The organism is Sphingomonas sp. 1185 (assembly GCF_040544655.1).
In the GTDB taxonomy this organism is placed as follows: Bacteria; Pseudomonadota; Alphaproteobacteria; order Sphingomonadales; family Sphingomonadaceae; genus Sphingomonas.
This window is the reverse complement of record NZ_JBEPKL010000024.1, coordinates 1-27,000: the sequence shown is the minus strand read 5'-3', so window position 1 is coordinate 27,000 and position 27,000 is coordinate 1. Positions and strand designations below refer to the sequence as shown.

The 27,000-nt window shown below is 67.4% G+C and carries 26 protein-coding genes, 3 tRNA genes, 1 rRNA gene and 2 pseudogenes; 21 read left to right on the top strand and 11 right to left on the bottom strand.

Going from position 1 to position 27,000, the window contains the following annotated elements; all coding sequences use genetic code 11:
• Window position 1: 1 nt before the first annotated feature.
• From ABIC44_RS14730 to leuD, 4 genes and pseudogenes are all read left to right on the top strand, one after another.
• The gene (locus tag ABIC44_RS14730) at window positions 2-637 is read left to right on the top strand and encodes a CoA transferase subunit B (protein ID WP_354296290.1); all 636 of its coding nucleotides are present in this window, start codon (window positions 2-4) and stop codon (window positions 635-637) included.
• A gap of 5 nt (window positions 638-642) precedes the next feature.
• Window positions 643-1,333, top strand: a pseudogene (locus ABIC44_RS14725) (glutathione S-transferase family protein).
• A gap of 176 nt (window positions 1,334-1,509) precedes the next feature.
• Window positions 1,510-2,979: a 3-isopropylmalate dehydratase large subunit gene (gene leuC, locus ABIC44_RS14720; RefSeq protein ID WP_309694341.1), complete on the top strand. Its 1,470-nt coding sequence runs from the start codon at window positions 1,510-1,512 to the stop codon at window positions 2,977-2,979.
• A gap of 158 nt (window positions 2,980-3,137) precedes the next feature.
• Complete coding sequence (gene leuD, locus ABIC44_RS14715; protein WP_354296289.1) at window positions 3,138-3,758, top strand: 3-isopropylmalate dehydratase small subunit; 621 nt, start codon at window positions 3,138-3,140, stop codon at window positions 3,756-3,758.
• Window positions 3,759-3,809: 51 nt separating this feature from the next.
• Here the strand turns inward: leuD and ABIC44_RS14710 are convergent, their stop codons facing one another.
• Window positions 3,810-3,944, bottom strand: a complete 135-nt coding sequence (locus ABIC44_RS14710; protein WP_307104450.1) for a hypothetical protein — start codon at window positions 3,942-3,944, stop codon at window positions 3,810-3,812.
• 249 nt (window positions 3,945-4,193) lie between these two features.
• Between ABIC44_RS14710 and ABIC44_RS14705 the strand changes: the two genes are divergently transcribed.
• The 11 genes from ABIC44_RS14705 (at window position 4,194) to ABIC44_RS14655 (ending at window position 12,176) form a co-directional block, all read left to right on the top strand.
• On the top strand, window positions 4,194-4,517 hold the full coding sequence (locus ABIC44_RS14705) for a DUF1476 domain-containing protein (RefSeq protein ID WP_354296287.1): 324 nt from the start codon (window positions 4,194-4,196) through the stop codon (window positions 4,515-4,517).
• A gap of 1 nt (window position 4,518) precedes the next feature.
• Window positions 4,519-4,770, top strand: a complete 252-nt coding sequence (locus ABIC44_RS14700; RefSeq protein WP_307104454.1) for a BolA/IbaG family iron-sulfur metabolism protein — start codon at window positions 4,519-4,521, stop codon at window positions 4,768-4,770.
• 31 nt (window positions 4,771-4,801) lie between these two features.
• Window positions 4,802-5,125 (top strand): Grx4 family monothiol glutaredoxin, encoded by a 324-nt coding sequence (gene grxD / locus ABIC44_RS14695; protein ID WP_307104456.1) that lies wholly within the window; start codon window positions 4,802-4,804, stop codon window positions 5,123-5,125.
• Window positions 5,126-5,545: 420 nt separating this feature from the next.
• Window positions 5,546-5,914 carry a BlaI/MecI/CopY family transcriptional regulator gene (locus tag ABIC44_RS14690; protein WP_307104458.1) on the top strand — a complete coding sequence of 123 codons (369 nt, stop codon included), beginning with the start codon at window positions 5,546-5,548 and terminating at the stop codon, window positions 5,912-5,914.
• Window positions 5,911-7,524: a M56 family metallopeptidase gene (locus ABIC44_RS14685; RefSeq protein WP_354296285.1), complete on the top strand. Its 1,614-nt coding sequence runs from the start codon at window positions 5,911-5,913 to the stop codon at window positions 7,522-7,524. Before ABIC44_RS14690 ends, ABIC44_RS14685 begins: the two co-directional genes overlap by 4 nt.
• Window positions 7,525-7,614: 90 nt before the next feature.
• Entirely contained in the window at window positions 7,615-8,475 is an 861-nt protein-coding gene (locus tag ABIC44_RS14680) for an MBL fold metallo-hydrolase (RefSeq protein WP_354296283.1), read from the top strand.
• Window positions 8,457-9,185, top strand: coding sequence for a DUF4230 domain-containing protein (locus ABIC44_RS14675; RefSeq protein WP_354296281.1), 729 nt, complete (start codon window positions 8,457-8,459; stop codon window positions 9,183-9,185). The genes ABIC44_RS14680 and ABIC44_RS14675 overlap by 19 nt, the downstream gene beginning before the upstream one ends.
• 45 nt (window positions 9,186-9,230) lie before the next feature.
• Window positions 9,231-10,217 carry a quinolinate synthase NadA gene (gene nadA / locus ABIC44_RS14670; protein ID WP_309703576.1) on the top strand — a complete coding sequence of 329 codons (987 nt, stop codon included), beginning with the start codon at window positions 9,231-9,233 and terminating at the stop codon, window positions 10,215-10,217.
• Window positions 10,214-11,050: a carboxylating nicotinate-nucleotide diphosphorylase gene (gene nadC / locus ABIC44_RS14665; protein WP_354296280.1), complete on the top strand. Its 837-nt coding sequence runs from the start codon at window positions 10,214-10,216 to the stop codon at window positions 11,048-11,050. The genes nadA and nadC overlap by 4 nt, the downstream gene beginning before the upstream one ends.
• A 26-nt stretch (window positions 11,051-11,076) precedes the next feature.
• Window positions 11,077-11,472 carry a hypothetical protein gene (locus ABIC44_RS14660; RefSeq protein WP_354296278.1) on the top strand — a complete coding sequence of 132 codons (396 nt, stop codon included), beginning with the start codon at window positions 11,077-11,079 and terminating at the stop codon, window positions 11,470-11,472.
• Window positions 11,469-12,176, top strand: coding sequence for a ribonuclease T2 family protein (locus ABIC44_RS14655; protein ID WP_354296276.1), 708 nt, complete (start codon window positions 11,469-11,471; stop codon window positions 12,174-12,176). Before ABIC44_RS14660 ends, ABIC44_RS14655 begins: the two co-directional genes overlap by 4 nt.
• 8 nt (window positions 12,177-12,184) lie before the next feature.
• Here ABIC44_RS14655 and ABIC44_RS14650 read toward each other — a convergent pair whose 3' ends face one another.
• The 7 genes and pseudogenes from ABIC44_RS14650 to aroA all read right to left on the bottom strand — a co-directional run bounded on the left by ABIC44_RS14650 (window position 12,185) and on the right by aroA (window position 18,742).
• Complete coding sequence (locus tag ABIC44_RS14650; protein WP_354296275.1) at window positions 12,185-12,604, bottom strand: DUF4112 domain-containing protein; 420 nt, start codon at window positions 12,602-12,604, stop codon at window positions 12,185-12,187.
• A 5-nt stretch (window positions 12,605-12,609) separates the two neighbouring features.
• Window positions 12,610-13,869: an ABC transporter substrate-binding protein gene (locus ABIC44_RS14645; protein WP_354296274.1), complete on the bottom strand. Its 1,260-nt coding sequence runs from the start codon at window positions 13,867-13,869 to the stop codon at window positions 12,610-12,612.
• 182 nt (window positions 13,870-14,051) lie between these two features.
• Window positions 14,052-14,135, bottom strand: a tRNA-Leu gene (locus ABIC44_RS14640).
• A gap of 111 nt (window positions 14,136-14,246) precedes the next feature.
• Window positions 14,247-14,567: pseudogene (locus tag ABIC44_RS14635) on the bottom strand (integration host factor subunit beta); the annotation flags it as partial.
• Between the two features lie 117 nt (window positions 14,568-14,684).
• Window positions 14,685-16,394 (bottom strand): 30S ribosomal protein S1, encoded by a 1,710-nt coding sequence (gene rpsA, locus ABIC44_RS14630; RefSeq protein ID WP_307104474.1) that lies wholly within the window; start codon window positions 16,392-16,394, stop codon window positions 14,685-14,687.
• Window positions 16,395-16,781: 387 nt separating this feature from the next.
• On the bottom strand, window positions 16,782-17,414 hold the full coding sequence (cmk, locus tag ABIC44_RS14625; protein ID WP_354296273.1) for a (d)CMP kinase: 633 nt from the start codon (window positions 17,412-17,414) through the stop codon (window positions 16,782-16,784).
• Window positions 17,411-18,742 (bottom strand): 3-phosphoshikimate 1-carboxyvinyltransferase, encoded by a 1,332-nt coding sequence (aroA, locus tag ABIC44_RS14620; protein WP_354296272.1) that lies wholly within the window; start codon window positions 18,740-18,742, stop codon window positions 17,411-17,413. The genes cmk and aroA overlap by 4 nt, the downstream gene beginning before the upstream one ends.
• 95 nt (window positions 18,743-18,837) lie before the next feature.
• On the opposite strand from aroA, the gene ABIC44_RS14615 reads away from it, so the two are divergent.
• The 3 genes from ABIC44_RS14615 to ABIC44_RS14605 all read left to right on the top strand — a co-directional run bounded on the left by ABIC44_RS14615 (window position 18,838) and on the right by ABIC44_RS14605 (window position 19,472).
• Window positions 18,838-19,161 (top strand): TIGR02300 family protein, encoded by a 324-nt coding sequence (locus ABIC44_RS14615; protein ID WP_307104832.1) that lies wholly within the window; start codon window positions 18,838-18,840, stop codon window positions 19,159-19,161.
• Between the two features lie 87 nt (window positions 19,162-19,248).
• Window positions 19,249-19,324, top strand: a tRNA-Ala gene (locus tag ABIC44_RS14610).
• Window positions 19,325-19,396: 72 nt separating this feature from the next.
• Window positions 19,397-19,472 (top strand) — tRNA-Ala (locus ABIC44_RS14605).
• A 284-nt stretch (window positions 19,473-19,756) separates the two neighbouring features.
• On the opposite strand, the gene ABIC44_RS14600 is transcribed toward ABIC44_RS14605, so the two are convergent.
• The 3 genes from ABIC44_RS14600 to ABIC44_RS14590 all read right to left on the bottom strand — a co-directional run bounded on the left by ABIC44_RS14600 (window position 19,757) and on the right by ABIC44_RS14590 (window position 24,534).
• Window positions 19,757-21,217: a globin-coupled sensor protein gene (locus ABIC44_RS14600; RefSeq protein ID WP_307104480.1), complete on the bottom strand. Its 1,461-nt coding sequence runs from the start codon at window positions 21,215-21,217 to the stop codon at window positions 19,757-19,759.
• Between the two features lie 153 nt (window positions 21,218-21,370).
• Window positions 21,371-23,386 carry a M3 family metallopeptidase gene (locus ABIC44_RS14595; protein ID WP_354296268.1) on the bottom strand — a complete coding sequence of 672 codons (2,016 nt, stop codon included), beginning with the start codon at window positions 23,384-23,386 and terminating at the stop codon, window positions 21,371-21,373.
• Window positions 23,383-24,534 carry a PLP-dependent cysteine synthase family protein gene (locus ABIC44_RS14590; RefSeq protein WP_354296266.1) on the bottom strand — a complete coding sequence of 384 codons (1,152 nt, stop codon included), beginning with the start codon at window positions 24,532-24,534 and terminating at the stop codon, window positions 23,383-23,385. The genes ABIC44_RS14595 and ABIC44_RS14590 overlap by 4 nt, the downstream gene beginning before the upstream one ends.
• 111 nt (window positions 24,535-24,645) lie before the next feature.
• Between ABIC44_RS14590 and ABIC44_RS14585 the strand changes: the two genes are divergently transcribed.
• From ABIC44_RS14585 to ABIC44_RS14575, 3 genes are all read left to right on the top strand, one after another.
• Complete coding sequence (locus tag ABIC44_RS14585) at window positions 24,646-25,113, top strand: Lrp/AsnC family transcriptional regulator (protein WP_354296265.1); 468 nt, start codon at window positions 24,646-24,648, stop codon at window positions 25,111-25,113.
• A 404-nt stretch (window positions 25,114-25,517) separates the two neighbouring features.
• Complete coding sequence (locus ABIC44_RS14580; protein ID WP_354296263.1) at window positions 25,518-26,513, top strand: bile acid:sodium symporter family protein; 996 nt, start codon at window positions 25,518-25,520, stop codon at window positions 26,511-26,513.
• Between the two features lie 405 nt (window positions 26,514-26,918).
• Window positions 26,919-27,000, top strand: a 16S ribosomal RNA gene (locus ABIC44_RS14575); the annotation flags it as partial.

The window sequence follows — 27,000 nt, the reverse complement described above, 5'->3', positions numbered from 1 at the left end:
GATGGCCTGGACCCGCGACGAAATGGCTGCCCGTGCGGCCAAGGAACTGAAGGACGGCTTCTACGTCAATCTGGGCATCGGCATCCCGACACTAGTGGCCAATCACATCCCGCAAGGCGTTGAAGTCACGCTGCAATCCGAAAACGGGATGCTGGGCATCGGCCCCTTTCCCTATGACGATGAGGTCGACCCGGACCTGATCAATGCGGGCAAGCAGACGATCAGCGAGCTGCCGCACACGGTCTATTTCTCATCCGCCGACAGCTTCGCGATGATCCGCGGCGGGCATATCGACCTGACCGTGCTGGGCGCCATGGAGGTGTCGGAGGGCGGCGACATCGCCAACTGGATGATCCCCGGCAAGATGATCAAGGGCATGGGCGGCGCGATGGACCTCGTCGCGGGCGTCAAGAAGATCATCGTCGTCATGGAGCATAATGCCAAGGACGGCAGCCCGAAATTCATCCCCGCCTGCACCCTGCCGCTGACCGGGCGCAATGTGGTGGACATGATCGTCACCGATCTGGCCGTCTTCCAGCGGCCTGACCATGACAGCGCCTTCCGCCTGATCGAGTGCGCGCCGGGCGTCACGGCGGACGAGATCGCCGCTAAGACGACGGCCCGGTTCGAACGCTGACGGCGATGGCCTATACGCTGATCACCGCGAACCGGAATTATTCGAGCTGGTCGCTGCGACCCTGGCTGCTGATGAAGGCACTGGGGATCGGCTTTGCCGACCGCGTCGAGCCGTTCGCGGCGGCGGAGAATTACGAGGCGTTCCGCGCCTTTTCGCCGAACGGGGCAGGTGCCGGTGCTGCGCGATGGCGATCGGATGGTGTGGGACTCGCTGGGCATCGCGCTCTATCTCGCCGAGCGGCATCCCGGCGTCTGGCCCGAGGACGAGGCGGCGCGCGCTTGGGCGATGTGCGCGGTGGCCGAGATGCATGGCGGCTTCGGCGCGCTGCGGGCCGAGCGGACGATGAATGTCGGGGTGCGCGTGGATGCCAGGCCGCCATCGGCCCAACTCGATCGCGACGTCGCGCGGTTGATCGAATTATGGGGCGAGGGGCTTTCGTGTTTTGGTGGCCCCTGGCTGGCTGGCGAGCGGTTTTCGGCGGTCGACGCCTTCTATGCGCCCGTGGCGTTCCGGGTGCGAACTTATGGGATCGATGTCGGCGCGGCGGGAGCCGCTTGGGTCGAGACGATCCTGGCGCATCCGGCGATGCTCGACTGGGAAGCGCAGGCGCTGGCCGAGACGTGGCGGGACCCGGATCATGAGATCGAGCTGGCCGGGTGCGGCGCGGTGACGGCGGACTACCGCGCGCAAGGATAGGGGGTGGGCGTGGCCTTCGACTTCGCTCAGGCTGAACGGCGGTGGTGGAGGGCCTCTTCCCTCGCTCCGTTCAGCCTGAGCGAAGTCGAAGGCCACGGGAATCCGCACCCAAAAGCGAAATAACATTGCGCCACACCTTTGCGTCGCGCATCTTTTCGGATAACAGCGCCCGCATCATGGCCCAACGACCCCAGACTCTGTACGAGAAGATCTGGGCCGCGCACGTTGTCGAACGGCGGCCCGATGGCACCTGCCTCATCTATATCGACCGCCACCTCGTCCATGAGGTGACGAGCCCGCAGGCCTTTGAGGGGCTACGCGCGGCCGGTCGCAAGGTTCGCCGTCCCGAACTGACGCTGGCAGTGCCCGACCATAATCTGCCGACCACCCCGCGGCTGGACGCGGCGGGACGGCTGCTGCCCATCGCCGATCCCGAAAGCGCGCAGCAGCTCGACGCCTTGCGCCGGAACACCGCCGAATTCGGCGTTGACTATATCGATGCGACGGCGGCCGCGCAGGGCATCGTCCATGTCGTCGGGCCCGAACAGGGTTTCACCCTGCCGGGCACGACGCTGGTCTGCGGCGACAGCCACACCTCGGCGCATGGCGCGCTGGGCGCGCTGGCCTTCGGCATCGGCACGTCGGAGGTCGAGCATGTGCTGGCAACCCAGACGCTGCTCCTGTCGCCGTCCAAGACGATGGAGGTCCGCGTCGACGGCGTGCTGGGCCATGGCGTGTCGGCCAAGGACGTGGTGCTCGCGATCATCGGCAAGATCGGCGCGGCAGGCGGCACCGGCCATGTCATCGAATTCACCGGCAGCGTGATCCGCAACCTGTCGGTCGAGGGTCGCCTGACCATCGCCAACATGTCGATCGAGGGCGGCGCGCGCGCCGGCCTGATCGCGCCGGACGAGACGACCTTCGCCTATCTGAAGGGGCGCCCCATGGCGCCGCAGGGCGCGGACTGGGACAAGGCGGTCGCCTGGTGGCGGACGCTGCCCAGCGATCCGGGCGCGGTGTACGACAAGGTCGTGACGCTCGACGCCGCCGACATCGCCCCCAATCTGACCTGGGGCACCAGCCCCGAGGATGTGGTGCCGATCACCGGCGTCGTCCCCGATCCCGACAGCTTCGCCGACCCGTCCAAGCGGGCGGCGGCGCGCAAGTCGCTGGACTATATGGGGCTGGAGCCGGGCACCGCGATGCAGGACGTGGCGATCCAGCATGTCTTCATCGGCAGCTGCACCAACAGCCGGATCGAGGATCTGCGCGCCGCCGCCGCCGTGGCACGCGATCGCCGCGTGGCGGACGGCGTGCGCGCGCTGGTCGTGCCGGGTTCGGGGCTGGTCAAGCGCCAGGCCGAGGCCGAGGGGCTGGACCGCGTCTTCGTCCAGGCGGGCTTCGAATGGCGTGAGCCGGGCTGTTCGATGTGCCTGGCGATGAACCCCGACAAGGTGCCGCCGGGCGAGCGTTGTGCCTCGACCTCCAACCGCAATTTCGTCGGGCGGCAGGGGCCGGGGGCGCGGACGCATCTGCTTTCCCCGGCGATGGCGGCCGCAGCGGCCGTGACCGGGCGCCTTTCCGATGTTAGAGCGTTGATGCCGCACGAGGACGGTGAAGAGAATAGGGGAGTGACGGCAGCATGAAACATGTACTGGTGATGCTGGTGACGGGCGCGGTGCTGTGCGGCGCGGCCGCCTATGCCGCCGGGGTGGCCTCCAAGCCCGCCACCGCCGAACAACGCCGCTGACGCCTGGCCCTGCATGTGTTGCGGGGCGGGACCGGCGATGAACAGGACTATCGCATGAATCCGGTTACGACCGTATCCGGCACCGCCTATCCCTGGGGTGCCAAGAATATCGACACCGACGTCATCATCCCCGCGCACTGGTTGAAGACGATCAGCCGGGCGGGGCTGGGGCGCGGCGCGTTCGAGACTGTGCGCGCGCAGCCCGGCAATATCTTCGACGATCCGCGCTATGCCGGGGCGCCGATCCTGATCGCGGGCGACAATTTCGGGTGCGGCTCCAGCCGCGAACATGCCGCCTGGGCGCTGGCCGACATGGGCATCCGCGCGGTCATCGCACCCAGCTTCTCCGACATCTTCTCGGGCAATGCGTTCAAGAACGGCATCGTCCCCGTCGTCCTGCCGCAGGAAGCGGTCGACCGGCTGGTCGAGGTGGCGCAGGATCAGCCCATCACGGTCGATCTGGAAACCATGAGCGTCACCACGCCCTTTCAGGATCGCTTCCCCTTTGAACTGGATCCGTTCCGACGCGAATGCCTGATGAACGGCCTCGACGAGATCGGCCTCACCCTGGCGCGGGACGGCGCGATCGACGCATTCGAGGGCGAAATGGCGCAGGGACGCCCTTGGATCGAGGGGCGTCGCCGTTTGCCGCCCGAGGCGACGCCGATCGCCTGACGCGCATGCCGCGACCCTTGCGGGTCGTGGCATCGCTCGGTGACGGGTCGGTCAGGCCAGGGCGAGTATGACGGCGGCGATGGCCGCCCATAGCGCCAGGGCGCCGATCATGCCGTTGATGATCCCCTCGATCGCCGGGGCGTTGGGGTATGCGGCAACAGGCGGCCGGGACAGGGGCGCGCGCATCGGACTCTCCTCATCCTAGGCGTCGCGATCCGGGTTCGGAGGCGATCGCCGATCTCCTTCGGAGGCGACTGCTCGGGCGTCGCCATCCTTATGTTTATGTGTCATGAATATTACGCACGAACGGGCGCGGCTGTTCCTCGGTTCGGCGCGACAATCGGGCGCCGTTTCGGATCGGTTGCGCGTCGGCGCGGCGGTGCCTATCTCGGGGACTTGGATCAGTGCCCCGCGGGGCAGGGGGATGGCGGACGGATGGACAGTTTTGACGAACGCAGGCGCGGGTTGGAGGCCGGGTTCGTGGCGGATCAGGAGATGATGTTCCGAATCACCGCGCGCCGCAACCGCCTGGTCGCGCAATGGGCGGCGGAGCGGATGAAGCTGACGCCCGCCGAGACCGACGCCTATGCCAAGGCGGTGGTTCAGGCCGATTTCGAGGAGGCCGGTGACGAGGACGTGATCCGCAAGCTGCTGGGCGACCTGACCGCCTCCGGGATCGATGTCGAGGAAGCCGAGGTCCGCCGCGCGCTGGACGAACAGCAGGTCGAGGCGCGCCGCCAATTGATGGAAAGCCGCTGACATGCCGATGGCCGCCGACGATATCGCCGCGATGATCCGCACCGCCATTCCCGATGCCGAGGTCCAGATCACCGATCTGGCCGGGGACGGCGACCATTATGCCGCACATGTCGTGGCCGCCAGCTTTGCGGGGATGAGCCGGGTCGCGCGGACCCGCGCCGTCTATGCCGCGCTGGGCGGGCGCATGGGGGGCGAACTCCACGCACTGCAACTGACCACGGCGGTTCCGGCGGGTGCCGAACCGACCGCCTGACCCTTTTCGATTTCATTCAGGAACGACCGATATGACCGATGACACGAATGCGCGGATCGATGCGCTGGTAAAGGACAATGCCGTCCTGCTGTTCATGAAGGGCACGCCCCTTTTCCCGCAATGCGGCTTTTCCAGCCGCGCGGTGGCGATCCTCAACCATCTCGACGTGCCGTTCGAAAGCGTCGACGTGCTCCAGGACCAGGGCATCCGCCAGGGGATCAAGGCCTATTCGGACTGGCCGACCATTCCCCAGCTCTACGTCAAGGGCGAGTTCGTCGGCGGTTCGGACATCATGATGGAGATGTACGAAAGCGGCGAGCTGGCCGAGCTGGTCCAGGACGTGAAGTCGGCCTGATCGCCGACCTTTACGGGCGCAAGAAGAGGAGGCCAGGTTTCGATCTGGCCTCCTTTTTTGTGTTCGTCCTGCGAGGGGGAGTGGCGGTCGCCCGGACCTGGGGCGGATCGCCATTCAGCGATGCCGTGCCTTCCCTCGCCCCTCGCAGAGGGGAGAGGGTTGCGCAGACTTGGTCTTTGCGAAAGCAAAGGCCTAGTCGGAGCTGGGTGAGGGGTGGGCGCTCGCCTTGCGAGCGCCGCGAGCCTTTGGGCTCGCTCAACCCCTCACCCAAGCTGCGCTAGCCAGCAGGCTGGCAAGCTTCGCTAACCCTCTCCCCTGTCCAGGGGAGAGGGAAAAAGAAGCAAACCCGAATCCGCACCCCATTGACTACACCTGTAATCGGTGTACGATTACGAGCGTAGTCAATGAAGGGGCGAGTCGATGGCCGAGCGTATCAGCGATGCCGAACATGCGGTGATGGAGGTTCTGTGGGAGGACTCGCCGCTGACCGCGCAGGATGTTGCCGAGCGGGTCGATCCCGAACGCGGCTGGACCACCAACACCGTCAAGACGCTGCTCGGCCGTCTTCTGGCCAAGGAAGCGATCGCGCATGAGGAGCAGGGGCGGCGCTATCTCTATCGCCCGCTGGTGGCGCGTGACGATTATGTCGTGGGCGAGTCCCGCCGCCTGATCGACCGGCTGTTCGGCGGCCGCCTGACCCCGCTGGTCGCGCATCTGGCCGAGCGCGACGAGCTGACCGCGCAGGACATTTCCGAGATCGAGGCGCTGCTCAAGGAGCTGAAGGCGTGAGCGGCGCGCAACTGGGCTGGGCGGTGGAGGCGATGATCGCCTCTGCCCTGCTGATGGCGCTGGTGCTGCTGGCGCGGGGATATGTCCGCCGGGCCTTCGGCCCGCAGGTCGCCTATGCGCTCTGGGCGCTGCCGCTGCTCCGGCTGGTCCTGCCCCCGTTGCCGCGCGGCCTGTCCGAGCAGGCCACCCCGCCGCTGGCGGCGGCCAGCGAACGCTTCACCACCTATGTCATGGTGCCGATGGCCGAGCAGCTGCCCGCGCCGCTCGCCGCGCCCAGCCTCTGGCCGATGGTGGCGCAGGCGGTGGCGCTGGTCTGGATCGTCGGGGCGGGGGGCTTTCTGGGGTTCCAGCTGCTGCGCCATTGGCGATTCCGCACGCGGTTGCTCGCGACGGCGGAGACGTTGGACGCGGTCAAGGGCGTGCGCGTGGTCGCCAGCGACGGCGCGCCGGGGCCGCTCGCCTTCGGGATCTGGCACCGCTATGTCGCCTTTCCGCGCGATTTCGCCGAGCGTTACGACGCCGACGAGCGCGACCTGGCGCTGGCGCATGAGCTGGGCCACCATGCGCGCGGCGATCTGATCGCCAACTGGATCGCGCTGGGCGTGCTGGCGCTCCACTGGTTCAACCCGCTGGCGTGGCGGGCCTTCCACGCCTTTCGTGCCGATCAGGAACTGGCCAATGACGCGCGTGTCCTGAAGGGGCGCAGCCGCGCCGACCGGCATGTCTATGCCTGCGCCATCGTGAAGGCCGCGCATGGCCGCGCGCTGTCGGGCGCCTGTCATCTGCACACCATCGAGGATCTGAAAGGGAGGCTGAAGATGTTGACGACTTCTCCGACTTCGCGTCGCCAGCTGGTGGCGGGCGGGGCGAGTGTATCGCTGCTCGTGCTGGCCGGGCTGGGCCTGACGGCGTCCGGCACCCCGGCGGCGGCGGCACTGACCGAGCGGGTCGAGCGGACCATCGGCGTCGACCTGACCAGCACGGCGGCGGTCCTGCCCGCGGTTGCCCAGACGGCGCCCGAGCTGTCCGACCCGCCCACCGCGCCGTCCGTGCCGATCGCCCCGGTCGTGACCGCCAGGCCCGCAGTCGCCATCGCGGCGACCCCGCCCGCGCCGCCCGCCATTCCTGCCGTGCCGACCACCTCGCCAGCCGTCGAACCGCCCGCCGCGCCCCAGGCCCCGGCGGTGCCGCGCATCCGCGTCGTCACCTTGCGCAACGGGCACAAGGTCCGGATTTTCGACCGCAACGCTGTCGTCCCGATGGTGCCGATGCCCCCGATGCCGATCGTCCAGTCGCGCAGCTGCGGCACGAGCGGCAGCGACAGCCGGACCAGCTATACCACCGTCGACGGCGAGACCCGGCGGCAGGTCACGATCATCTGCACCGACCGGATCGAGCAATCCGCGCGCCTGGCGTCGCTGTCCGCCCTGAACGCCCAGCGTTCGGCCCAGACCAACATGCGGATCGCGCTCGCCAGCATCGAGAGCGCCCGCGCCTCGATCAATCGTGACCGCAACCTGTCCGAAGACGCCCGGCGCGATGCCCTGAAGGGGCTGAACGAGGCGACGGCGGAGCTGAAGGCCGAAATGGCGGACCGCGACGCGGATTGATCCGTCCCGACTTTACCCCCCTCGACCCCTGTGCCCGGCCAATGGGTACAGGGGTTGCTCTTTATCGGCGGCTTGCCCACATGATGCGGGATGGCTGAGCACCCGACCGGCATTCCGATCCTGCTTGAGCCGCTGGTCTCCCGCGTGCTCGCTCCCAATCCTTCACCCTTCACCTATACGGGGACGCAGACGCATATCGTCGGCGACCGCGACGTGGCGGTGATCGATCCCGGCCCCGACGATCCCGCCCATCTGGATGCCCTGTTGCAAGCGATCGCCGGGCGTCCGGTCGCCGCGATCCTGATCACCCATCATCACCGCGATCACAGTCCGGCCAGCCGCCCGCTCGCCCGCGCGACGGGGGCGCCCGTCGTCGGCGCCGCGCCCTTCGCGCCCGATTACGAAGGCGGCCGGTCCGACGCCGCGTTCGACCGCGACTATGCACCCGACCGGGTGCTGGCCGAGGGGGAGGGGGTGTCGGGCGATGGCTGGACGCTGACCGCCCTTGCGACGCCGGGCCATACCTCCAACCATCTCGCCTTCGCGCTGCCCGAGACCAAGGCGCTGTTCTCCGGCGATCACGTCATGGGATGGTCGACCAGCATCGTCTCGCCCCCCGATGGCGACATGGGCGCCTATATGGCCAGCCTCGAAAAGTTGATGGAGCGCGACGACCGCGTCTATTATCCGGGGCATGGCGAGGCGGTGGACAATCCCCAGCGTCTGGTGCGCGGGATGCTGGGCCATCGCAAGCAGCGCGAGGGGCAGATATTGCGCCTGCTGGGCGGCGGCGATCCGCTCGACATAGCCGCGATGACCGCGCGCATGTATGTCGGGCTGAACCCCAAATTGCTGCCCGCGGCGGAACGCTCGGTGCTGGCGCATCTTTACGATCTGCGAATGCGGGGACTGGTCCGCGAGGAGGGAGCATCATGGACGATCGCGGCGTGACCCCGCCGGTCGAGACGCGGCGCGGCGGCTTCGGCCTGTTCATGGCCAAGGCGGCGGGCGTCCTCGTCCTGCTGGTCCTGGCCGGGCTGATCGCGGCCTGGGGGGTACAGCGCTATGTCGCCGACCGGCTGACCCCCGATCCCACCACCATCGCGCGCGCCAGCCTGGAGGGTCTGCGCGAACAGAACCGGCTGTCGGCCTTTGCCGCGCGCTATGTCGCCGTCGTCACCTCGCGCCAGTCGCAGCTGGGCTTTTCGACCGAACGGACGCTCATCATGCCGGGCATGGTCCGCTATGAGGTCGATCTGGGCAAGCTGCGCCAGCAGGATGTCCGCTGGGATGCGGGCGACCATGTGCTGACCGTCACGCTGCCGCCGCTCGAGATCGACGGGCCGCAGGTCGATATGGCGGCGATCCGCGAATATGGCTCGGGCGGCGTGCTGACCACCTTCACCGATGCCGAGCAGCGGCTGGATGCCGCCAACCGCACCGCCGGACAGGTCGAACTGATGCGACAGGCGCGAGGTCCCGCGCCGATGAAGCTGGCGCGCGACGCCACCCGCCGCGCGGTCGAACGCAGCTTCGCGATGCCGCTGCGCGCCGCCGGGGTCGATGCGACCGTCAAGGTCCGCTACGCCGACGAGGCCAGGGACGACGAACGCTGGGACACGACCCGGACGGTTCAGGAGGTTCTGGGCAACGGCGCATGACGTGCCCGATTGTCGGCGCACCGCCTTGCGCTTAGGGGAGGAAACATGACCATCCAGACGAATCTGACGGGCCTCGACCTGCGCGCCGAGATCGACCGGCTCCGCAAGGAACGCAACGCCGTCATCCTCGCCCATTATTACCAGAAGCCCGAGATTCAGGACCTGGCCGATTTCGTCGGCGACAGCCTGGACCTCAGCCGCAAGGCGCAGGCGACCGACGCGGACGTCATCGCCTTTTGCGGCGTGCGCTTCATGGCGGAGACGGCCAAGATCCTGTCGCCCGACAAGATCGTCGTGCTGCCCGACATGGCGGCGGGGTGCAGCCTGGAAGACAGCTGTCCCCCCGAACAGTTCGCCGAGTTCCGCGCGCAGCACCCGGATCACATCGCGCTGACCTATATCAACTGCTCGACCGAGGTGAAGGCGCTGTCCGACATCATCGTGACGTCGTCCTCCGCCGAGCAGATCCTGGCGCAGATCGACCCGGCGCAGAAGATCATCTTCGGCCCCGACCGCAATCTGGGCGGCTATCTGGCGCGCAAGACGGGGCGCGACATGCTGCTATGGCCCGGCGTGTGCATCGTGCACGAGGCGTTCAGCGAGACCGAACTGCTGAAGCTGCGCGCCGAGCATCCCGATGCGCCGATCGCCGCACATCCCGAATGCCCCGCCGTCATCCTGGATCATGCCGATTATGTCGGCTCGACGCGCGGCATCCTGGAGTTCGCGCAAGGTATCACTGGCGACACGCTGATCGTCGCGACCGAGCCGCACATCATCCACCAGATGCAGAAGGCGATGCCGGGCAAGACCTTCATCGGCGCCCCCGGCGCGGACGGCAACTGCAACTGCAACATCTGCCCATATATGGCGCTGAACACCATGGAGAAGCTGTATCTGGCGCTGCGCGACCTGACCCCGCGCGTCGAGATCGAGGAAGGGCTGCGGCTCCAGGCCAAGAAGAGCCTCGACGCGATGCTGACGCTGGCGAGCGGGACGGTCGGCAAGGGCGATCTGGGTCCGCGTTCGTGATCGAGGGCTTCGACCTCGACGGCTTCGTCACCACGACGCTGGCCGAGGATATGGGGCCGGGTGGTGACATCACCTCCGCCGCCGTCATCCCGGCGAGCGCGCGCTTCGTGGGCACCATGGCCAGCCGCGATGCGATCACCGTTGCCGGGCTGCCCATTGCCGAGGCGTTCTTCCGCCGCCTCGACCCCGAAGTCGCGATCGAGCGGCTGGTCGAGGATGGCGCGGCCGTCGCGCCGGGCACCGCGCTGCTCCGCCTGTCGGGCCAGGCTCGCGCGATGCTGACCGCCGAGCGGTCCGCGCTCAACACCGTCCAGCATCTGTCGGGCATCGCGACGATGACGGCGGCCTATGTCGCGGCCATGGCGGGGACGGGGGCGACGCTGCTCGACACGCGCAAGACCATCCCCGGCCTGCGCCTGCTGGAGAAATACGCCACCCGCATGGGCGGCGCGCAGAACCACCGCATGGGCCTGTGGGATGCGGCGATGATCAAGGACAATCACGTCGCGGTCGCGGGCGGCATCGGCCCGGCGGTCGCGGCGGCTAGGGCGGCGGGGATCGCACGGATTATCGTCGAGGTCGATACGCTCGACCAGATCGAACCGGCCCTGGCGGCAGGCGCGACGCACCTGCTGCTCGACAATATGGGCCCGGCGATGCTGGCCGAGGGCGTCGCCAAGGTCGCGGGCCGCGTGCCCACCGAGGCATCGGGCGGCGTCCGTCTGGACACGATCCGCGCGCTGGCGGAGACGGGCGTGACCTATGTCAGCGTCGGTCGCTTGACCCAGTCCGCCCCGGCGGCGGATATCGGGCTGGATTTCGCCGCGGCCTGAGCCGTGGCCTGAAGAGGGGAAAGGTCTTGCGACCCAAATCGGTGATCCTGGGCGAGCGGCTGTCGTTGCTCGCCATCCTGTTGCTGGTGGTGCTGGCGGCGCTGGGCTGGAACGATACGGTGGCGCAGGCGGGGGTCGGCATCGCGATCTTCGCCAATGTCCTGCTGATCGGGCTGTTCCTGCTGGCGACGCTGTGGACCACCCGGCTCGCGAGCCGGATCGGGCTGGGCCTGCTGATCGTGATGACCGTGCTCAACCTGCTGGGCTTTCTGTACCAGGTGTCGGTCGGCGCGCTGGCGGAAGGGGTGTTCGGCGTGCTGACGGTGGTGCAGGCGGCGGCGTCGCTGGTCGCGGTGGTGATGCTGCTGCGGCCCAATGCGCTGGCCTGGTATCGCGCCAAGGCGGAGGAGAACGAAGCATGAAGACGATCCTGATCGGGCTGGCGATACTGGCCGCGCCGCAGATGCTGTCGGCGCAGACGCTGCAATGCACCGCCCCCTCGGGGCCGCAGCGCATCCGCCCCGACCTGCCCAGCGCCAGCCAGCCGACCCGCGTGCTGCCCATCGGCAGCTATACGCTGGCGATCACCTGGAGCCCGCAATATTGCCGCGATCCGAAGGGCGACAGCCGCTTCCAGTGCGGCACGGGCAACCGTTTCGGCTTCACACTGCACGGGCTGTGGCCGGATGGCGAGGAGAAGGAGTGGCCGCAATATTGTCGCCCGACCGCGATCCTGCCCCAAGCGGTGGTCCGCCGTCACATCTGCGCCACCCCCTCGGCGCAGCTGATGCAGCATGAATGGGCCAAGCATGGCACCTGCATGGCGGGCTACAGCCCGGCGCGTTATTTCCAACAGTCCAATGCGCTCTATCACGGCCTGCGCTTCCCCGACATGATGGCGCTGTCGCGTCAGGGCAATCTGACCGCCGGTGACGTCGCGACGGCGGTGGCGGCCGCGAACCGGGGCATGACCGCGGACATGATGCGCGTCACCGCGACCCGCGAGGGCTGGCTGGACGAAATCTGGATCTGCCTGAACAGGGCGTTCCGCTATACCCGCTGCCCCGCGCACCAGGGCGGCCTGCAACCCGGCGCGCCGATCAAGATCTGGCGCGGTCAGCGCTGAAGGCTGGCTTATCCCTCCACCGTCACGGTGGAGGGATGATGCTTGTCGAGATGCTTGCGGATGATCCGCAGATTGCGCGTGTTGGACCGGAACAGCACGTCCGCCGCATCCCCGATCAGCGGCACGAAGCCCAGCATCGCATCGAACCCGACATTGGCCATCATCCGCGCCATCTGGAACCGTGACAGGCCCAGATTGCGCGCTTCCCAGATGATGTAGCTGCCCAGCGCGGCGGCGGCGATGTCGCCTATCACGGGCACCAGCCCCAGCATCACGTCCAGCCCGATCGGCCGATTGATCCCCGGCAGCACGACGACGCGCTCCAACAGCCTTTCCATCGCCTCGATCCGTTGGCGACTGGCGGTGATCCCCTTGTCGAGGGGAAGGTTGTCGAAGATCGAGGAATCGATGGGAGACGCTTTGGTCATACCCCTCAATTGGGGTCGGCGCGCAGGCGGTTCAATGGATGCCAGGCGCGGCTATTGGCCTGGAACTGGCGCAGTCGGCCGCTGACCAGCGACCAGCGCAGCGGACGCGCCAGCGGGATATAGGGCGTATCGGCGTTGAGCGCGGCATCGGCGGCGGCGATCGCCGCGCTGCGGGCGGCCAGGGTGGGCGCCAGCCGGGCCTGCTCGATGGCCGCACGGGCGGCATCGCCGCATGGCGCGCAGGCGGTGGCGAGATACCAGCGCGCGCTGTCGAAGGGGGCGACCGCATCGATCAGCCGGAGGTCGGCGGGTGCGTCCAGCTCCACGCGCTCGGGCACGATGCCGACCGAGAGCAGCGTCGCGCCGACCTGTCCGTACAGCATGTTCGCCCCCGGCCCTTGCGGCAGGGCGATGCGCAGGTGCACCGGCTGCCCCCAGGCCGCGACGCGTGCACGGGCGGCGGCGCGGCGTTCGTCCAGCGTCAGCAGCGCCCAGCCGGGGATTTGCGGCGGCGCGTCCGAGTCCAGCGTATCGGGCAGCAGGCGGTCGCTGGCCTCCCAATTGGGCGTGATCGCCCCGAGCAAGGCGGCCCGGTCGAACACGGCCGACAGCGCCTGACGGTTCGCCGCATCCCCCAGAAACCCGTCCCGGCTGGCGATGGCAAAGCCGAACAGTCCGGCGGCGGGGTCGACCCGCACCGCCGCCGGGGCGATCCTCGCCAGATCGAGCAGCGGCCAATTCTCGAACCGCCCGCCCAGCATCAAATCGGACGCGCCGCGCGAAAAGCGAAGAATGCCCCGTGCGGCGCTTTCGCCGATCAGGCGGACATCGTCCTTCGGCGCGGGCGTCGCATCGTCTTCGGGCTCGGCCCGGCGAGGGTCGGGGATCAGGCGGAGCAGGGGCGGCGGCCCGGCGCGAACGATGCGGAACGGCCCCGTGCCATGACGCGCGCGATCGATGATCGCCATTTCGGGCTGGGCGAAGAGCTTCAGCAGATCGGGGCGCGGACGCGACAGCCGGACCTCGATGACCTGCGGGGTCATCACGACGATCTCGTCTATGGCGGTCAGAAACGGCGCAAGCGGATTGCCCGAGCCGGGCGTGATCAGGCGGCGCAGGATCGGCACGACCTGTTCGGCGGTGACGGGCGACCCGTCATTCCACGTCGCCTCGCGCAACCGGAAGATATAGCTGCCGCCCTCGTCGATGACGATCCAGCGTTCGGCAAGCCCCGGCTCGATCTGCCCATTGGCGTCGAAACGCACGAGCCCCTGCGCTAGGGAGTCACGCAGCAGCCGATGCGGCATGTCGCCGCCGCTGGCGTTGGCTGGGTCGCGCCTCTGCGAAGTCTTGTCGGGAGACGACCGAACCGCACTGACGATAACCGCACCCGTATCGGCCCGCCGCTCGCAAGCCGAAGTGGCAAGCAGCGCGCCGGTCAACAGGATGGTGCGGACGGCGGGACTCGAACCCGCACTCCATAGGAAGCCGATTTTAAGTCGGCAGCGTCTACCGGTTTCGCCACGTCCGCGCACGGGCACAGGAAGAGACGAGGTTGTCGCCCACGTCAAGCATGGACCGATCATCGGGGAGCAGGAACCTCACCCGATCCGGTCGGCCCGCCGCGTGGCGGCAAGAAGGATCAGGCCCCCTCGACGTTCAGGCGGGCGCGCATTTCCTTGCCGGGCTTGAAATAGGGGACGCGCTTGGCGTCGACATCGACGGTTTCGCCGGTCCGGGGATTGCGGCCGGTGCGGGCGCTGCGTGCGCGGGTAGAAAAGGCACCGAAACCACGAAGTTCGACACGACCGTTATCGGCCAGCCGCTTGGTAATCTCATCGAAGAAGATGGTTACGATCAACTCGACTTCGCGCGGGTTCAGCCCCGGATTGTGTTGACCGATTTTTTGTACCAGTTCCGAACGGATCATCGTCTTGTCCCAAGCTACAGACGCGCCGTTCCTAACCTGTGTTTCTCGCTGCTGAAAGCGATTTTATTATACGATTAAGCGACGGACTGGTTCCATTGCGTGCGAAACCGGGACACATCCGGCAAAGCGGATGTGTCCCGGCCCAACGGCTTACTTCTGGCCGCGCGCCTTCAGCGCTTCGCCCAGGATGTCGCCCAGCGACGCGCCCGAGTCGGACGAACCGTACTGCGCCACCGCCTGCTTCTCTTCGGCGATCTGCATCGCCTTGACCGAGAAGGTCGGCTTCTTCGAACGATCGAAGCCGGTGACCATCGCGTCGAACTTCTGGCCGACCTGGAAGCGCTCGGGGCGCTGCTCGTCACGGTCGCGACCCAGATCGGTGCGCTTGATGAAGCCGGTCGCACCATCGTCGCCCGCCTGGACTTCCAGCCCTGCGTCGCGGACTTCGAGGACGGTCACGGTGACGACCTGGTTCTTGTTCAGGCGATCGCCAGCCGCAGCCACGCCGCCGGCGACGGGGCCGCCGCGCTCGAGCTGCTTCATGCCGAGCGAGATGCGCTCCTTCTCGGGGTCGATGTCCAGAACCACGGCCTGAACGACTTCGCCCTTGCGGTGCAGGTTGAGGGCATCCTCACCCGACACGCCCCAGGCGATGTCCGACATGTGGACCATGCCGTCGACATCGTTGTCCAGGCCGATGAACAGGCCGAACTCGGTCGCGTTCTTGACTTCGCCCTCGACGGTCGAGCCGATCGGATGAGCGGCGGCGAACGCCTCCCACGGATTGGCCTGAGCCTGCTTGAGGCCGAGGCTGATGCGGCGCTTTTCCTGATCGACCTCGAGGACGACCACATCGACTTCCTGCGAGGTCGACACGATCTTGCCCGGATGGACGTTCTTCTTGGTCCAGGACATTTCCGAGACGTGGACCAGGCCTTCGATGCCCGGCTCCAGCTCGACGAACGCACCGTACTCGGTGATGTTCGTGACGCGGCCCGACAGCTTCGCGCCGACCGGGTACTTGGCGCCGGCGCCATCCCACGGATCGCTCTCGAGCTGCTTCATGCCGAGCGAGATGCGCTGCGTGTCCTTGTTGATGCGGATGATCTGGACGCGCACGGTGTCGCCGATCGCGATCATCTCCGACGGATGATTGACGCGCTTGTACGACAGGTCGGTGACGTGCAGCAGGCCGTCGATGCCGCCCAGGTCAACGAACGCACCGTAATCGGTGATGTTCTTGACGACGCCGTCGATGATCTGACCCTCGGCCAGGCTCTGGATCAGGCCCGAACGCTGCTCGGCGCGGGTCTCTTCCAGGACCGCGCGACGCGACACGACGATGTTGCCGCGCTTGCGGTCCATCTTCAGGATCTGGAACGGCTGCGGGATGTCCATCAGCGGGGTGACGTCGCGGACGGGGCGGATATCGACCTGCGAGCCCGGCAGGAACGCCACGGCGCCGTTCAGGTCGACGGTGAAGCCACCCTTCACGCGGCCGAAGATCACGCCTTCGACGCGGGCCGACTTCGAGAATTCGAGCTCCAGCTTGTCCCAGGCGGCCTCGCGGCGCGCGCGGTCGCGGCTGAGCATCGCTTCGCCGTGCATGTTCTCGACGCGGTCGACATAGACCTCGACCTCGTCACCGACCTTCAGGTCGGCCTTCTGGCCGGGGGCAGCGAATTCGCGGAGGGGCACACGGCCTTCCGACTTCAGACCGACGTCGATGACGGCCATGTCGTTTTCGATCGCGGTGACGGTGCCATGCACGACGCGACCCTCGAAGCTGTCGGCACCGCCGAACATGTCATCGAGCATCGCCGCGAAATCGTCGCGCGTGGGCTGGGGGTTGGTTGCCATAAAAGGGTTAGGTTCCTGAGAGTTTTTCGCCTCCGGTCGGGGATTCGGCCCCGGCGTTCGACGATGGCCGCGCCGACCCCATGTCGACGCCACCAGGCCCGAAGATGTGACTGAAACACGGAAAAGCGGCGGTCCGCGACAAATGCGGAAAGGACGCTGAGGGCACGGCCCTGCGTCAGCCTCTCCGCGGAACAGGGTCCGCGAGCGCGGGTGCCTTAGCCGAAAATGGGGTTTTGTGCAAGGTGAGGGCTATCCTCCCCAGCACGGGGAGGGGGACCGCCGCGAAGCGGTGGTGGAGGGGGCGTGCCGCATAGGTTTGACCTTTGGGGCTGGCCCCCTCCGTCAGCGCTGACGCGCTGCCACCTCCCCATGCTGGGGAGGATTATGTTAGCGCCCCTTGGCGGCGACCTGGGCGTCGACGAACTGGATCGCGCGGGCGACCGCCGCTTCGATCGTCAGGCTGGACGTATCCAGCGCCGCCGCATCCGCCGCCTGGGTGAGGGGGGCCGTCGCCCGGCCGCTGTCGCGCTCGTCGCGGGCGCGGATGTCGGCCAGCACCTGCTCGAAGCTTGCGGTCGAGCCCTTGGCGGCCAGCTCGTTATGCCGCCGCCGCGCGCGGACCTGCGGGCTGGCTTTCACGAACAGCTTGGCGTCGGCGTCGGGGGCGATGACCGTGCCGATGTCGCGTCCGTCGAGGATCGCGCCGCCCGGCTGGTTGGCGAAGCGCTTCTGCCGCTGGAGCAACGCGGCGCGGACCAGTGGATGCGCCGACACGACCGAGGCGAGCTTGCCCGTTTCGTCATCGCGCAAGGCCGGATCGGCAAGCAGGCTGTCGTTGAAGCTGCACGCCGCGACCGCGTCGGCCTCGCGCGTCGGGTCGAGGTGCATCGCGCGCACCGTCGCCGCCACGGCGCGGTAGAGCAGCCCGGTGTCGAGATGGGGTAGCCCGTAATGCTTCGCCAGCGCGCGGGCGATGGTGCCCTTGCCGCTGGCCGCCGGTCCGTCGACCGCGATGATCATGCCAGCGCCCCCAGCGACTCCAGCGTGTCGAAAAAGACGGGATAGCTGGTCGCGACGGGCGCTGCATCGTCCAGCGTGACCGGATCACGGGCGTTCAGCGCGGCGATGGTCATGCTCATGGCGATCCGGTGGTCGAGCAGAGTCGCGATGGTCGCGCCGCCGGGGATCGGATCGCCGCCGGTGCCGGTCACGGCCATGCCGTCCTCATATTCCTCGCAACGGACACCGCACGCGCCAAGCGCGTCGGCCATGGCGGTGATGCGATCCGACTCCTTGACGCGCAGTTCCTCCGCGCCGCGTGCGATGGTCGTGCCGGTCGCGAAGGCGGCGGCGACGAACAGCACGGGATATTCGTCGATCATGCTCGGCGTCAGCTCGGGCGGGACCTCGATCGCCGTCAGGGGCGCATGGCGGACGCGCAGGTCGGCCACCGGCTCGCCGCCGACGATGCGCGCGTCCAGCTCGGTGATGTCCGCGCCCATCATCTTGAGCGCCGCGATGATGCCGGTGCGGGTCGGGTTCATGCCGACATTGGTGATCGTCACGTCCGCGCCCGGCACGATCGACCCCGCGACCAGCCAGAAGGCGGCCGAGGAGGGGTCGCCCGGCACGACGATATCCTGCGGCTTCAGCTCGGCTTGCCCGCGAATCGTGATGATCCGCCCCTCGGGGGAGGGGGTGACGGTCAGCTCGGCGCCGAAGCCCGCCAGCATCCGCTCGCTATGGTCGCGGGTCGCGATCGGCTCGATCACCGTCGTTTCGCCCGGCGTGTTGAGCCCCGCGAGCAGGATCGCCGACTTCACCTGGGCCGAGGCGACGGGCAGCGTGTAGCGGATCGGCACCGCCGGGCTGATCCCCCGGACCATCAGGGGCAGGCGACCGCCCGGCGTATCCTGGAACTGCGCACCCATCTGCGACAGCGGATCGATGACGCGGCCCATCGGGCGCTTGGACAAAGAGGCGTCGCCGGTGAAGGTGGCGGTGATCGGATGGCTGGCGACCAGACCCATCAGCAACCGCGTCGAGGTGCCCGAATTGCCCATGTCGAGCGCGGTCTCGGGCTGGAGCAGCCCGCCGACGCCGACGCCGTGGATCACCCACACCCCGTCATCCTGCCGGACGATGTCGGCGCCCATCGCGCGCATCGCGCTGGCGGTGGCGAGCACGTCCTCGCCCTCCAGCAGGCCCCGGACCCGGCTTTGCCCGACCGCCAGCGCGGAGAGCATCAGCGAGCGGTGGCTGATCGATTTGTCGCCCGGAACGGCGATGGTGCCGCGAAGGGCGGCGGCGGCTCGCACGGTGCGAGGCTGGGGAAGAGTGTGCGCCATAGATGGCGCGGGCTTTTGACAGGGGCCTTGCGCTGTGGCAAGGCGCGCCCACTTTTCGCTCCGGCGGAAAACCCAATCCGAAAGGTATGAACGGCATGATCAAGCCGGAATGGGGCACGAAGCGTACGTGCCCGAAATGCGCGACGCGCTTTTACGACCTCGAAAAGGACGACCCCGTGACCTGCATCAATTGCGGGACGCAGTGGGAGCCCGAGCCCATCCTGAAGTCGAAGCAGCCCCTGCCGTTCGAGCAGGTCAAGGCCGAGAACAAGGAAGCCGACAGCGATCTGGCGGGCGGCGACGACGAGGATCTGGACATCACGGGTGAGGACGAAGAGCCCTCGCCCGACGATGAAGTCGATCTGGGCGGCGACGACGATCTGGGCGTCGAGACGTCCAGCGAGGACGACGAACACTGAGTTGTTCGACGGGGTTCGGCAGGGACCTGAAAAAAGTACTTGCCGAGCCCCGGCGGCCCCGCTAGTGGGCTGCCTCCACAGCGGAACGGGGCCGTAGCTCAGCTGGGAGAGCGTCGCAATGGCATTGCGAAGGTCAGGGGTTCGATCCCCCTCGGCTCCACCATTCCGCAGGAACGTCGGCAGCTAAGCTGCTGACAGGCTGACCCGCATCCCGCCGGGCCATGCCGACATCGATGGGGCCGTAGCTCAGCTGGGAGAGCGTCGCAATGGCATTGCGAAGGTCAGGGGTTCGATCCCCCTCGGCTCCACCATCCTTTCGACATCGCTGACAGCGTCAACCGCCTCTGGTCGTCCATGGGTGGTTTTTCGCGTTGTGCGCCGGGCAAGTCCCGCAGTACCCCGTCTGCTCGGGCGCAGGAGGGGATTCTCCAATCCCCCGTCCAGCCGAGCGAAGGCGAGGGAATAGGCTTCGCCAGGCGGCAAAGGCTGCCCATGCGCTTCGACTTCGCTCAGCGCGAACGGGTGGGGGACATGGCGGCGGTCGCAACATTCCCCGGTGAATGGGAAACGCGCCGTCAGGCCCCGGGGGAGTGGATCAGACCGCCGCCAGCCGCCGCTGCATTCGATGAACGGGGTTGGCGGCGTCGCCGGTCATGTCGGTCAGCCGGAAACGGGCGACTTCGCGGGCCAGCGTCTCGGCCTCCAGCGCCAGCTTGCGCGCGGACGAGGTGGCCTGTTCGACCATCGCGGCATTGCGCTGGGTCACGCCGTCCATTTCGGATACCGCGGTGTTGACCTGTTGCAGCCCGATCGACTGTTGCCCGGCCGAGGCCGCGATCTGCGACACCAGCTCGCTGATCTCGCCGATCCGCCCGATGATTCGCTGCAGCGCCTCGCCGGCCTCATTGACCAGTTCGACGCCCGTGCCGACCTGGTCGGAGGAGGCGAGGATCCGGGTCTTGACGTCCTTGGCGGCCTCGGCGGACCGCTGCGCCAGCGCGCGGACCTCGGACGCGACGACCGCGAAGCCCTTGCCCGCCTCGCCCGCGCGCGCCGCCTCGACCCCTGCGTTCAGCGCGAGCAGGTTGGTCTGGAACGAGATGCCGTCGATGACGCTGATGATCTCGCTGATTTCGGACGAGGCGCGCTCGATCCCGCCCATCGCCTCGACCGCGCGGCGGACGATCTGGCCCGATTCCTCGGCTTCCTGACGCGCCTCGCCGACGATCCGGTTGGCGCGCGAGGCGCCGTCGGCGGTCTGGCGGACCGTGGTGGTGATCTGCTGCATCGCCGCCGCCGTTTCCTCCAGCGAGGCGGCCTGCTGCTTGGTGCGGTCGGACAGGTCGTCCGAGGCCAGCCGGATGTCGCCCGACCCGATGCGAATCTCTTCGCCCGACTGGGTCACCACGCCCAGCGTCGCGCACATCTGGGTGCGCATCGCCTCGAAACTGTCGGCCAGCGCCTGATATTCGGTCGGCAGTCCGTCGAGCGAGGCGGTCAGGTCGCCCTTGGCCATCCGGTCGAACACCGCGCCGCAGCGTTCGATGACCGCGCGGCGCCCGGCCTGTTCGGCCTCGAAATAGGCGGCCAGCGCGATATCCATGTCGATCAGTGACGCCTTGACCAGCGCGGTCGCCGCCCGTGCACGCCGCCGCGCGCCGAAGGGCCAGAGCAGCCGCCCGAGGATCAGCTTGGGCAGGACATATTCCAGCATCCGCGCATAGCCGCTGATATACCAGGTCGGCGCCAGCCCGATCCGGGCATGGACCTGCCCGATATGGGTCGAGGAGGCGGCATAGTCGCGGTCGAGCGGGCGCGAGAACAGCTTGCGCCAATGTTCCATCTGCTTGTCGCGGGCGTGGTCCATCCGCGCCTGCGACGCGAACAGCCCCCGGATCTGCGACGTGTTGGCGATGTGACGGTATAGCGCGGTCAGCGCCGCGGGGGCGTGCCGTTCGATCGCGCGCTTGACCATCGGGAAGGTCGCATAGCTTTGCGCATCATAGTCGAACGCCGCCAGCCTCTGCTCAAAATCAATATGTTCCGATCCGCTCACGGCCCATCCTCCATGCCATGCCCTGTTATGGCAAAGAGGGTTAAGAAGCCGTGGCGGTTACCGATGAGGCGCAATTTTTTCCCGCAACCCACGTCGGTTACGCGATCGGCCCCGAAACGGGCCGGGCCGCCTGCGCGAACCCGGCCCCTGGAATCAGGCGGCCAGCCCGTGATGGCGCAGCAGCGCATCTGGCTCCGGCGCGCGGCCCCGGAACGCGCGGAAATTCTCGGCGGCCGGACGACTCGCCCCGCGCGCCAGCACCTCGCGGCGGAACCGGTCGCCCGCCACCTGGCCCTCCTCGGCAAAGGCGGCGAAGGCGTCGGCCGACAGCAGTTCAGCCCAGAGATAGCTGTAATAGCCTGCCGCATAGCCGCCCGCGAAGATATGGGCGAAGCTGTGCGGGAAGCGATTCCATTCGGGCGGGCGAATCACCGCCACCTCATCGCGCACCGCATTCAGCACCGCCATCACGCGGCCGCCCTGCGCCGGGTCGAAGTCGCGATGCAGCCGCAGGTCGAAGGTCGCGAACTCGATCTGGCGCAGCAGGAACAGCCCGGCCTGGAACCGCCGCGCCGCCAGCATCTTGGCGAACAGGTCGTCGGGCAGCGGCTCGCCGGTTTCGACATGCGCGGACAGCTGGGTCAGCGTGTCGCGGTCCCAGGCGAAATTCTCCATGAACTGGCTGGGCAACTCGACCGCATCCCATTCCACGCTGGAAATCCCGCCGATCGAGGGCAGGTCGACTTCGGTCAGCAGGTGATGGAGCACATGGCCGAACTCGTGGAGCAGCGTGACCACATCGCCATGCGCCAGCAGCGCGGGCGTATCGCCCGTCGCGGGCGGGAAATTGCAGGTCAGATAGGCGATCGGCCGATGGAAACGATCGGCATCGCGGAAGCGCGGACGGCACACGTCCATCCAGGCACCCCCGCGCTTGCCTGCGCGCGCATGGAAATCGCAATAGACGCCCGCGACGATCTCGCCGCTCGCATCCTGCACGTCATAATAGCAGACATCGGCATTCCACACCGACACGCCCGGCCGCTCGACCAGACGGATGCCATAGAGCCGCTCGATCAGCGCGGTCGTGCCCTCCATGACGCGGGGCAGGGGGAAATAGGCGCGGATCGCCTCGCGGTCGACGCCGAAGCGTTCGCGGCGCATATGCTCGGCGACATAGCCGGTGTCCCAGGGCTCCAGCTTGGCGATGCCGAATGTCTCGGCGGCATAGGCGCTCGCCTCGGCCAGTTCGCGCTCGGCCAGCGGGCGGGCTCGTGCGGCCAGGTCGGACAGGAAGGCCAGCGCCTCGTCGGCCGACTGCGCCATCTTGGTCTCGACCGACCGCGCGGCGGCGTCGGAAAAGCCCAGCAGCCGGGCGGCCTCATGGCGCAACTCCAGGATGCGGTCGATCCGGGCGCTGTTGTCATGGGCGGGATCGGCGGCCTGGTCCGAGGCGCGGGTGGCATAGGCCTTGGCGACACGCGCGCGCAGGTCGCGATTGTCGGCCTGGGTCAGGATCGCCTGGACGCTGGGTTCGCGCAGCGTGACGAGCCAGCCATCCAGCTCCTTCTCGGCGGCATAGGCGGCCAGGATCGCCTTGGCATTGTCGGTCAGGCCCGACAGCAGCGCCTCGTCGGTGACGTGCTCGCCCCAGGCCTCGCTCGAATCGAGCACGGCATTGCCGAACTCGGTGGTCAGCTTGTTCAGCTCGACCCCGATCTCGCGGAACCGCGCCTTGGCCGCATCGTCCAGCCCGACGCCCGACAAAGTGAAGTCGCGGCGCGCCAGCACGACCGCGCGCGCCTCTGTCTCGGTCAGCGGCGCGAGGTCGACCCGGTTGAACGCGGCGAACAGGCGCGGGTCCTGCCCGGCCTCCAGCCCATATTCGGCGAGCATCGCCTGCGCCTCGGCATAGGCGGCGCGCAGTTCGGGGGTGTCGGCGACCGAATGAAGATGCCCGGCGGGCGACCAGCCGCGCGCTATCGCGAACCCCGCGCGCTCGCTGGCCAGCACGACATCGGCGAAATCGCTGGCGTTGGATCCGCCGATCCGGTCGGCGGCGGCGCGGGCATCGGCGATCAGCGCCTGGGCGGCGGGCACCAGATGCTCGGGCCGGACGGCGGCGAAATCGGGAAGGTCGGTATCGGCGAGAAGCGGATTGATGGTCATTCGGCGTCCTTGAGCAACATCGTGCGAAGCGACATCTCGGCAGCGTCGACGCTTTCGGCAAGCCCCTGATGCGCCAACCAGCGCGGATCATGGTGGCAATCGGCATAGCGCGCGCCATGGTCGCAGATCAGCGTGGCGATCGATCCGGCTCGTCCGGCGGCGGTCATGTCGAGCGCCAGCAGCGCGGCGGCGACGAAGTTCGCACCTGTCGACGGCCCCACCGGCCGCCCCAGGCACTCGCCCGCGATCCGCATCCCCGCGATCGACACGGCGTCGGGCAGCTTCATCATCCGGTCGATCGCACCGGGCAGGAAGGACGGCTCGACACGGGGGCGGCCGACCCCCTCGATCCGCGACGGGGCGGGGCAGCGCGCGGTGGGATCATCGTCGCGATAGCCCTGGAAAAAGGCGCTATGCTCCACATCGGCGACACAAAGCCGGGTGGGAAGCCCGCGGTAGCGACAATGCCGCCCGATCGTGGCGGCGGTCCCGCCGGTGCCCGCGCCCACCACGATCCATTCGGGAACGGCATGCGGCTCGCCCGCCATCTGGGTCAGGATCGCCGAGGCGATATTGTCGCAGCGCCAGTCGGTCGCGGGCGCGGCATTGGTGAACTGGTCGAGATAGACGCCGCCCAGCGCATCGGCCAGGTCGCGCGCCTCGTCATACAGGCGGTGCGGCTCGACCAGATGGCATTGGCCGCCCTGCGCCTGGATCGCGGCGATCTTGGCGCCTGCGGTGCTGGCGGGCATGATGGCGTGGAAGGGCAGGCCGAGCAGCCGTGCGAAATAGGCCTCGGACACCGCCGTCGATCCCGACGATGCCTCGACCAGCGGGCGACCCGCGCGAATGACGCCCGCGACGATCCCGCCGATGAACAGCGACCGCGCCAGCCGGTGCTTCAGGCTGCCCGTCGGATGCGCCGATTCGTCCTTCAGATACAGGTCGACATGGGGTGCCGAGGGGAGGGTGACGGCCAGCAGCGGCGTTTCCGGGCAACGGCGCCGATCCCGGTCGAGCACCGCCAGCGCGGCATCGACGAAATGCTGATCGACCGGCTTCTCCGTGACGGCGATGCCCAGCGCATCGACTGCGCCCTGGATCGCATCCTGATCGGTGGCGGGGCGGGGGGGCGCGGTCATCAACATGGCATATTTTCCTTCGTTACCGGAAAGGATATGCGGTTCTCATCGCGAAATCATACCAAAGTTGGCGGTTCAATCCGTATTTGGTGTGAGAAAATCCCATGTGAGGGCCATATGATCGACAGAATTGACACCGCCATCCTCGCCCAGCTCCAGGCGGATGCCAGCCTGTCGGTCGCCGAGGTGGCCGCACGGGTGAATCTTTCGCAAAATGCCTGCTGGCGGCGCATCCGGCGGCTGGAGGAGGAAGGGATCATCCTCGGCCGGGTGGCGCTGCTCGATCCGGAAAAGCTGGATGCGGGGATGACCGTCTTCGTCAGCGTGCGCACCGCCGAGCATTCCGCCGCCTGGCTCGATGATTTCGCCAAGGCGGTGAACGACATGCCCGAGGTCGTCGAGTTCTACCGCATGGCGGGGGAGATCGACTATCTGCTCAAGATCCGCGTGGCCGACATCAAATCCTATGACCGGGTCTATAAGCGCCTCATCGAACGCGTCCGCCTGGTCGATGTCAGCGCGGCCTTCGCTATGGAGGAGATCAAGCACAGTACCGCGATCCCGCTGCCCCAGCCGCCCCGATGATATGGATTGCATTTTCTGCAACTGCATTTGTTGAGGTTGCAATTGCGTCAATCGCTGCTGCGATGCACAAGGGACGGGCCTTTCAGGCATCCTCTCCTAAAAACTTTCCGGCCGGTCGTAAGATCGGCCTTTTTTTTGGCCGCGCTTTCCCCTACGGAATGAGGGCGTCGTCGGCTAACGAAGACAGAAGCATAAACGGGAGTGGAAGCCGCCGGTAAGACCGGCATCGGCTGGACGACCGGGATGGGGGTTGAGCGTATCGGCCATCGCTCCCCCCATTTTCCTTTGCGACGTCGTCCCCATGCGCTTGGCAGCGACAGCCTTCATGACCTATCTGGCGCGCAAGGCCGTGCCGGTCCGTTCAGACAGCCGGTGCTCGACCGCCATTTCAGGGAGCGCCGACGATGCAGCGCCTTTTTTCCATCTTCGAACCCTTTGTGCTCAGCCTGTTGGGCACCGTCCTGCTGGCGACGATCCTGCCCGCGCGCGGGGCATTCGCCGTCTATGCGGGTTATATGGCGGATGCGGGGATCGTCCTTCTGTTCTTCCTGCACGGCGCCAAGCTGTCGCGTGACGCGATATGGCAGGGGCTGCGCAACTGGCCGCTCCATCTGGCGGTGCTGGCGTCGACCTTCATCCTGTTTCCGCTGCTCGGCCTTGCCCTGTCGCATCTGCCCGGCGTCGATCCGTCGCTGGCGACCGGCATCCTGTTCCTGACCCTGCTGCCCTCGACGGTGCAATCCTCGATCGCCTTCACCGCGATCGCGCGCGGCAATGTCGCGGCGGCGATCTGTAGTGCCTCCTTCTCCAATCTGCTGGGCATCGTGCTGACCCCGGCCCTGGTGGCCTTGTTGATGAAGGTCGATGGCGGCGGCGGCGTCTCGCTGGCGTCGATCGAGGGAATCCTGCTCCAATTGCTGGCGCCGTTCGTGATCGGCCATCTGCTGCGCCCCTGGATCGGCGGGTTCGTGGCCCGTCGCAAGTCGCTGCTGACCATCGTCGATCGCGGCTCGATCCTGCTCGTCGTCTATACGGCCTTTGGCGCGGCTGTGGTCGAGGGGCTGTGGTCGCGCGTGTCGCCCGCCGATCTGGGGAAGCTCGCCCTGCTGTGCCTGTTGCTGCTCGGCGTGATCCTGACCGCGACCTTCCTGATCGCGCGGATCATGCGCCTGCCACGGACCGACGCCATCGTGCTGCAATTTTGCGGGTCGAAGAAGAGCCTCGCTTCCGGCGTGCCGATGGCGGGCGTATTATTCCCGGCGGCGCAGGTCGGCATCATCCTGCTGCCGGTCATGCTCTTCCACCAGATCCAGCTCATCGCCTGCGCCATGCTTGCACGTCATTATGGCGAGCAGGCCGATGGGGAAGGCGAGGGGGTTCGGGCGAGCGAGAAAGCCTAGCGACAGGATATTTCAGGCTCGCGCAAGAAAAACGACATTGCTGTGAAAAAACCTGTTGACCCCCGGACGGCCTCCGCCTAGAGGGGTTTCACCGCAGCGGTGGCCGACCTGGTCGACCGATGCAGTCACGACAGATCGGCGCACTTGAGGCCCTGGGAACGGGGTTGAAGGAGTGTTGCCGGTATTTGTTGTCGGCTCTTTGACATTGTAGGTTAGATGAAGGGACATGCGGGCGGCGGCTTGGCGGTTGTTCGGGGCATTCAAGGTGCTCTGAGGTCGTTAATAAGCTTTAAGCCAGTTCGTATGTCTCGTTACATATCCACTTGAATATGTGATGTGCAGGAATTGGCTCCTTGAAGTGAGCGGTTTCGGTATGGTCATTCCACCGTATCGAGATCGAGCATCAAACTTGAGAGTTTGATCCTGGCTCAGAACGAACGCTGGCGGCATGCCTAACACATGCAAGTCGAACGAGATCCTTCGGGGT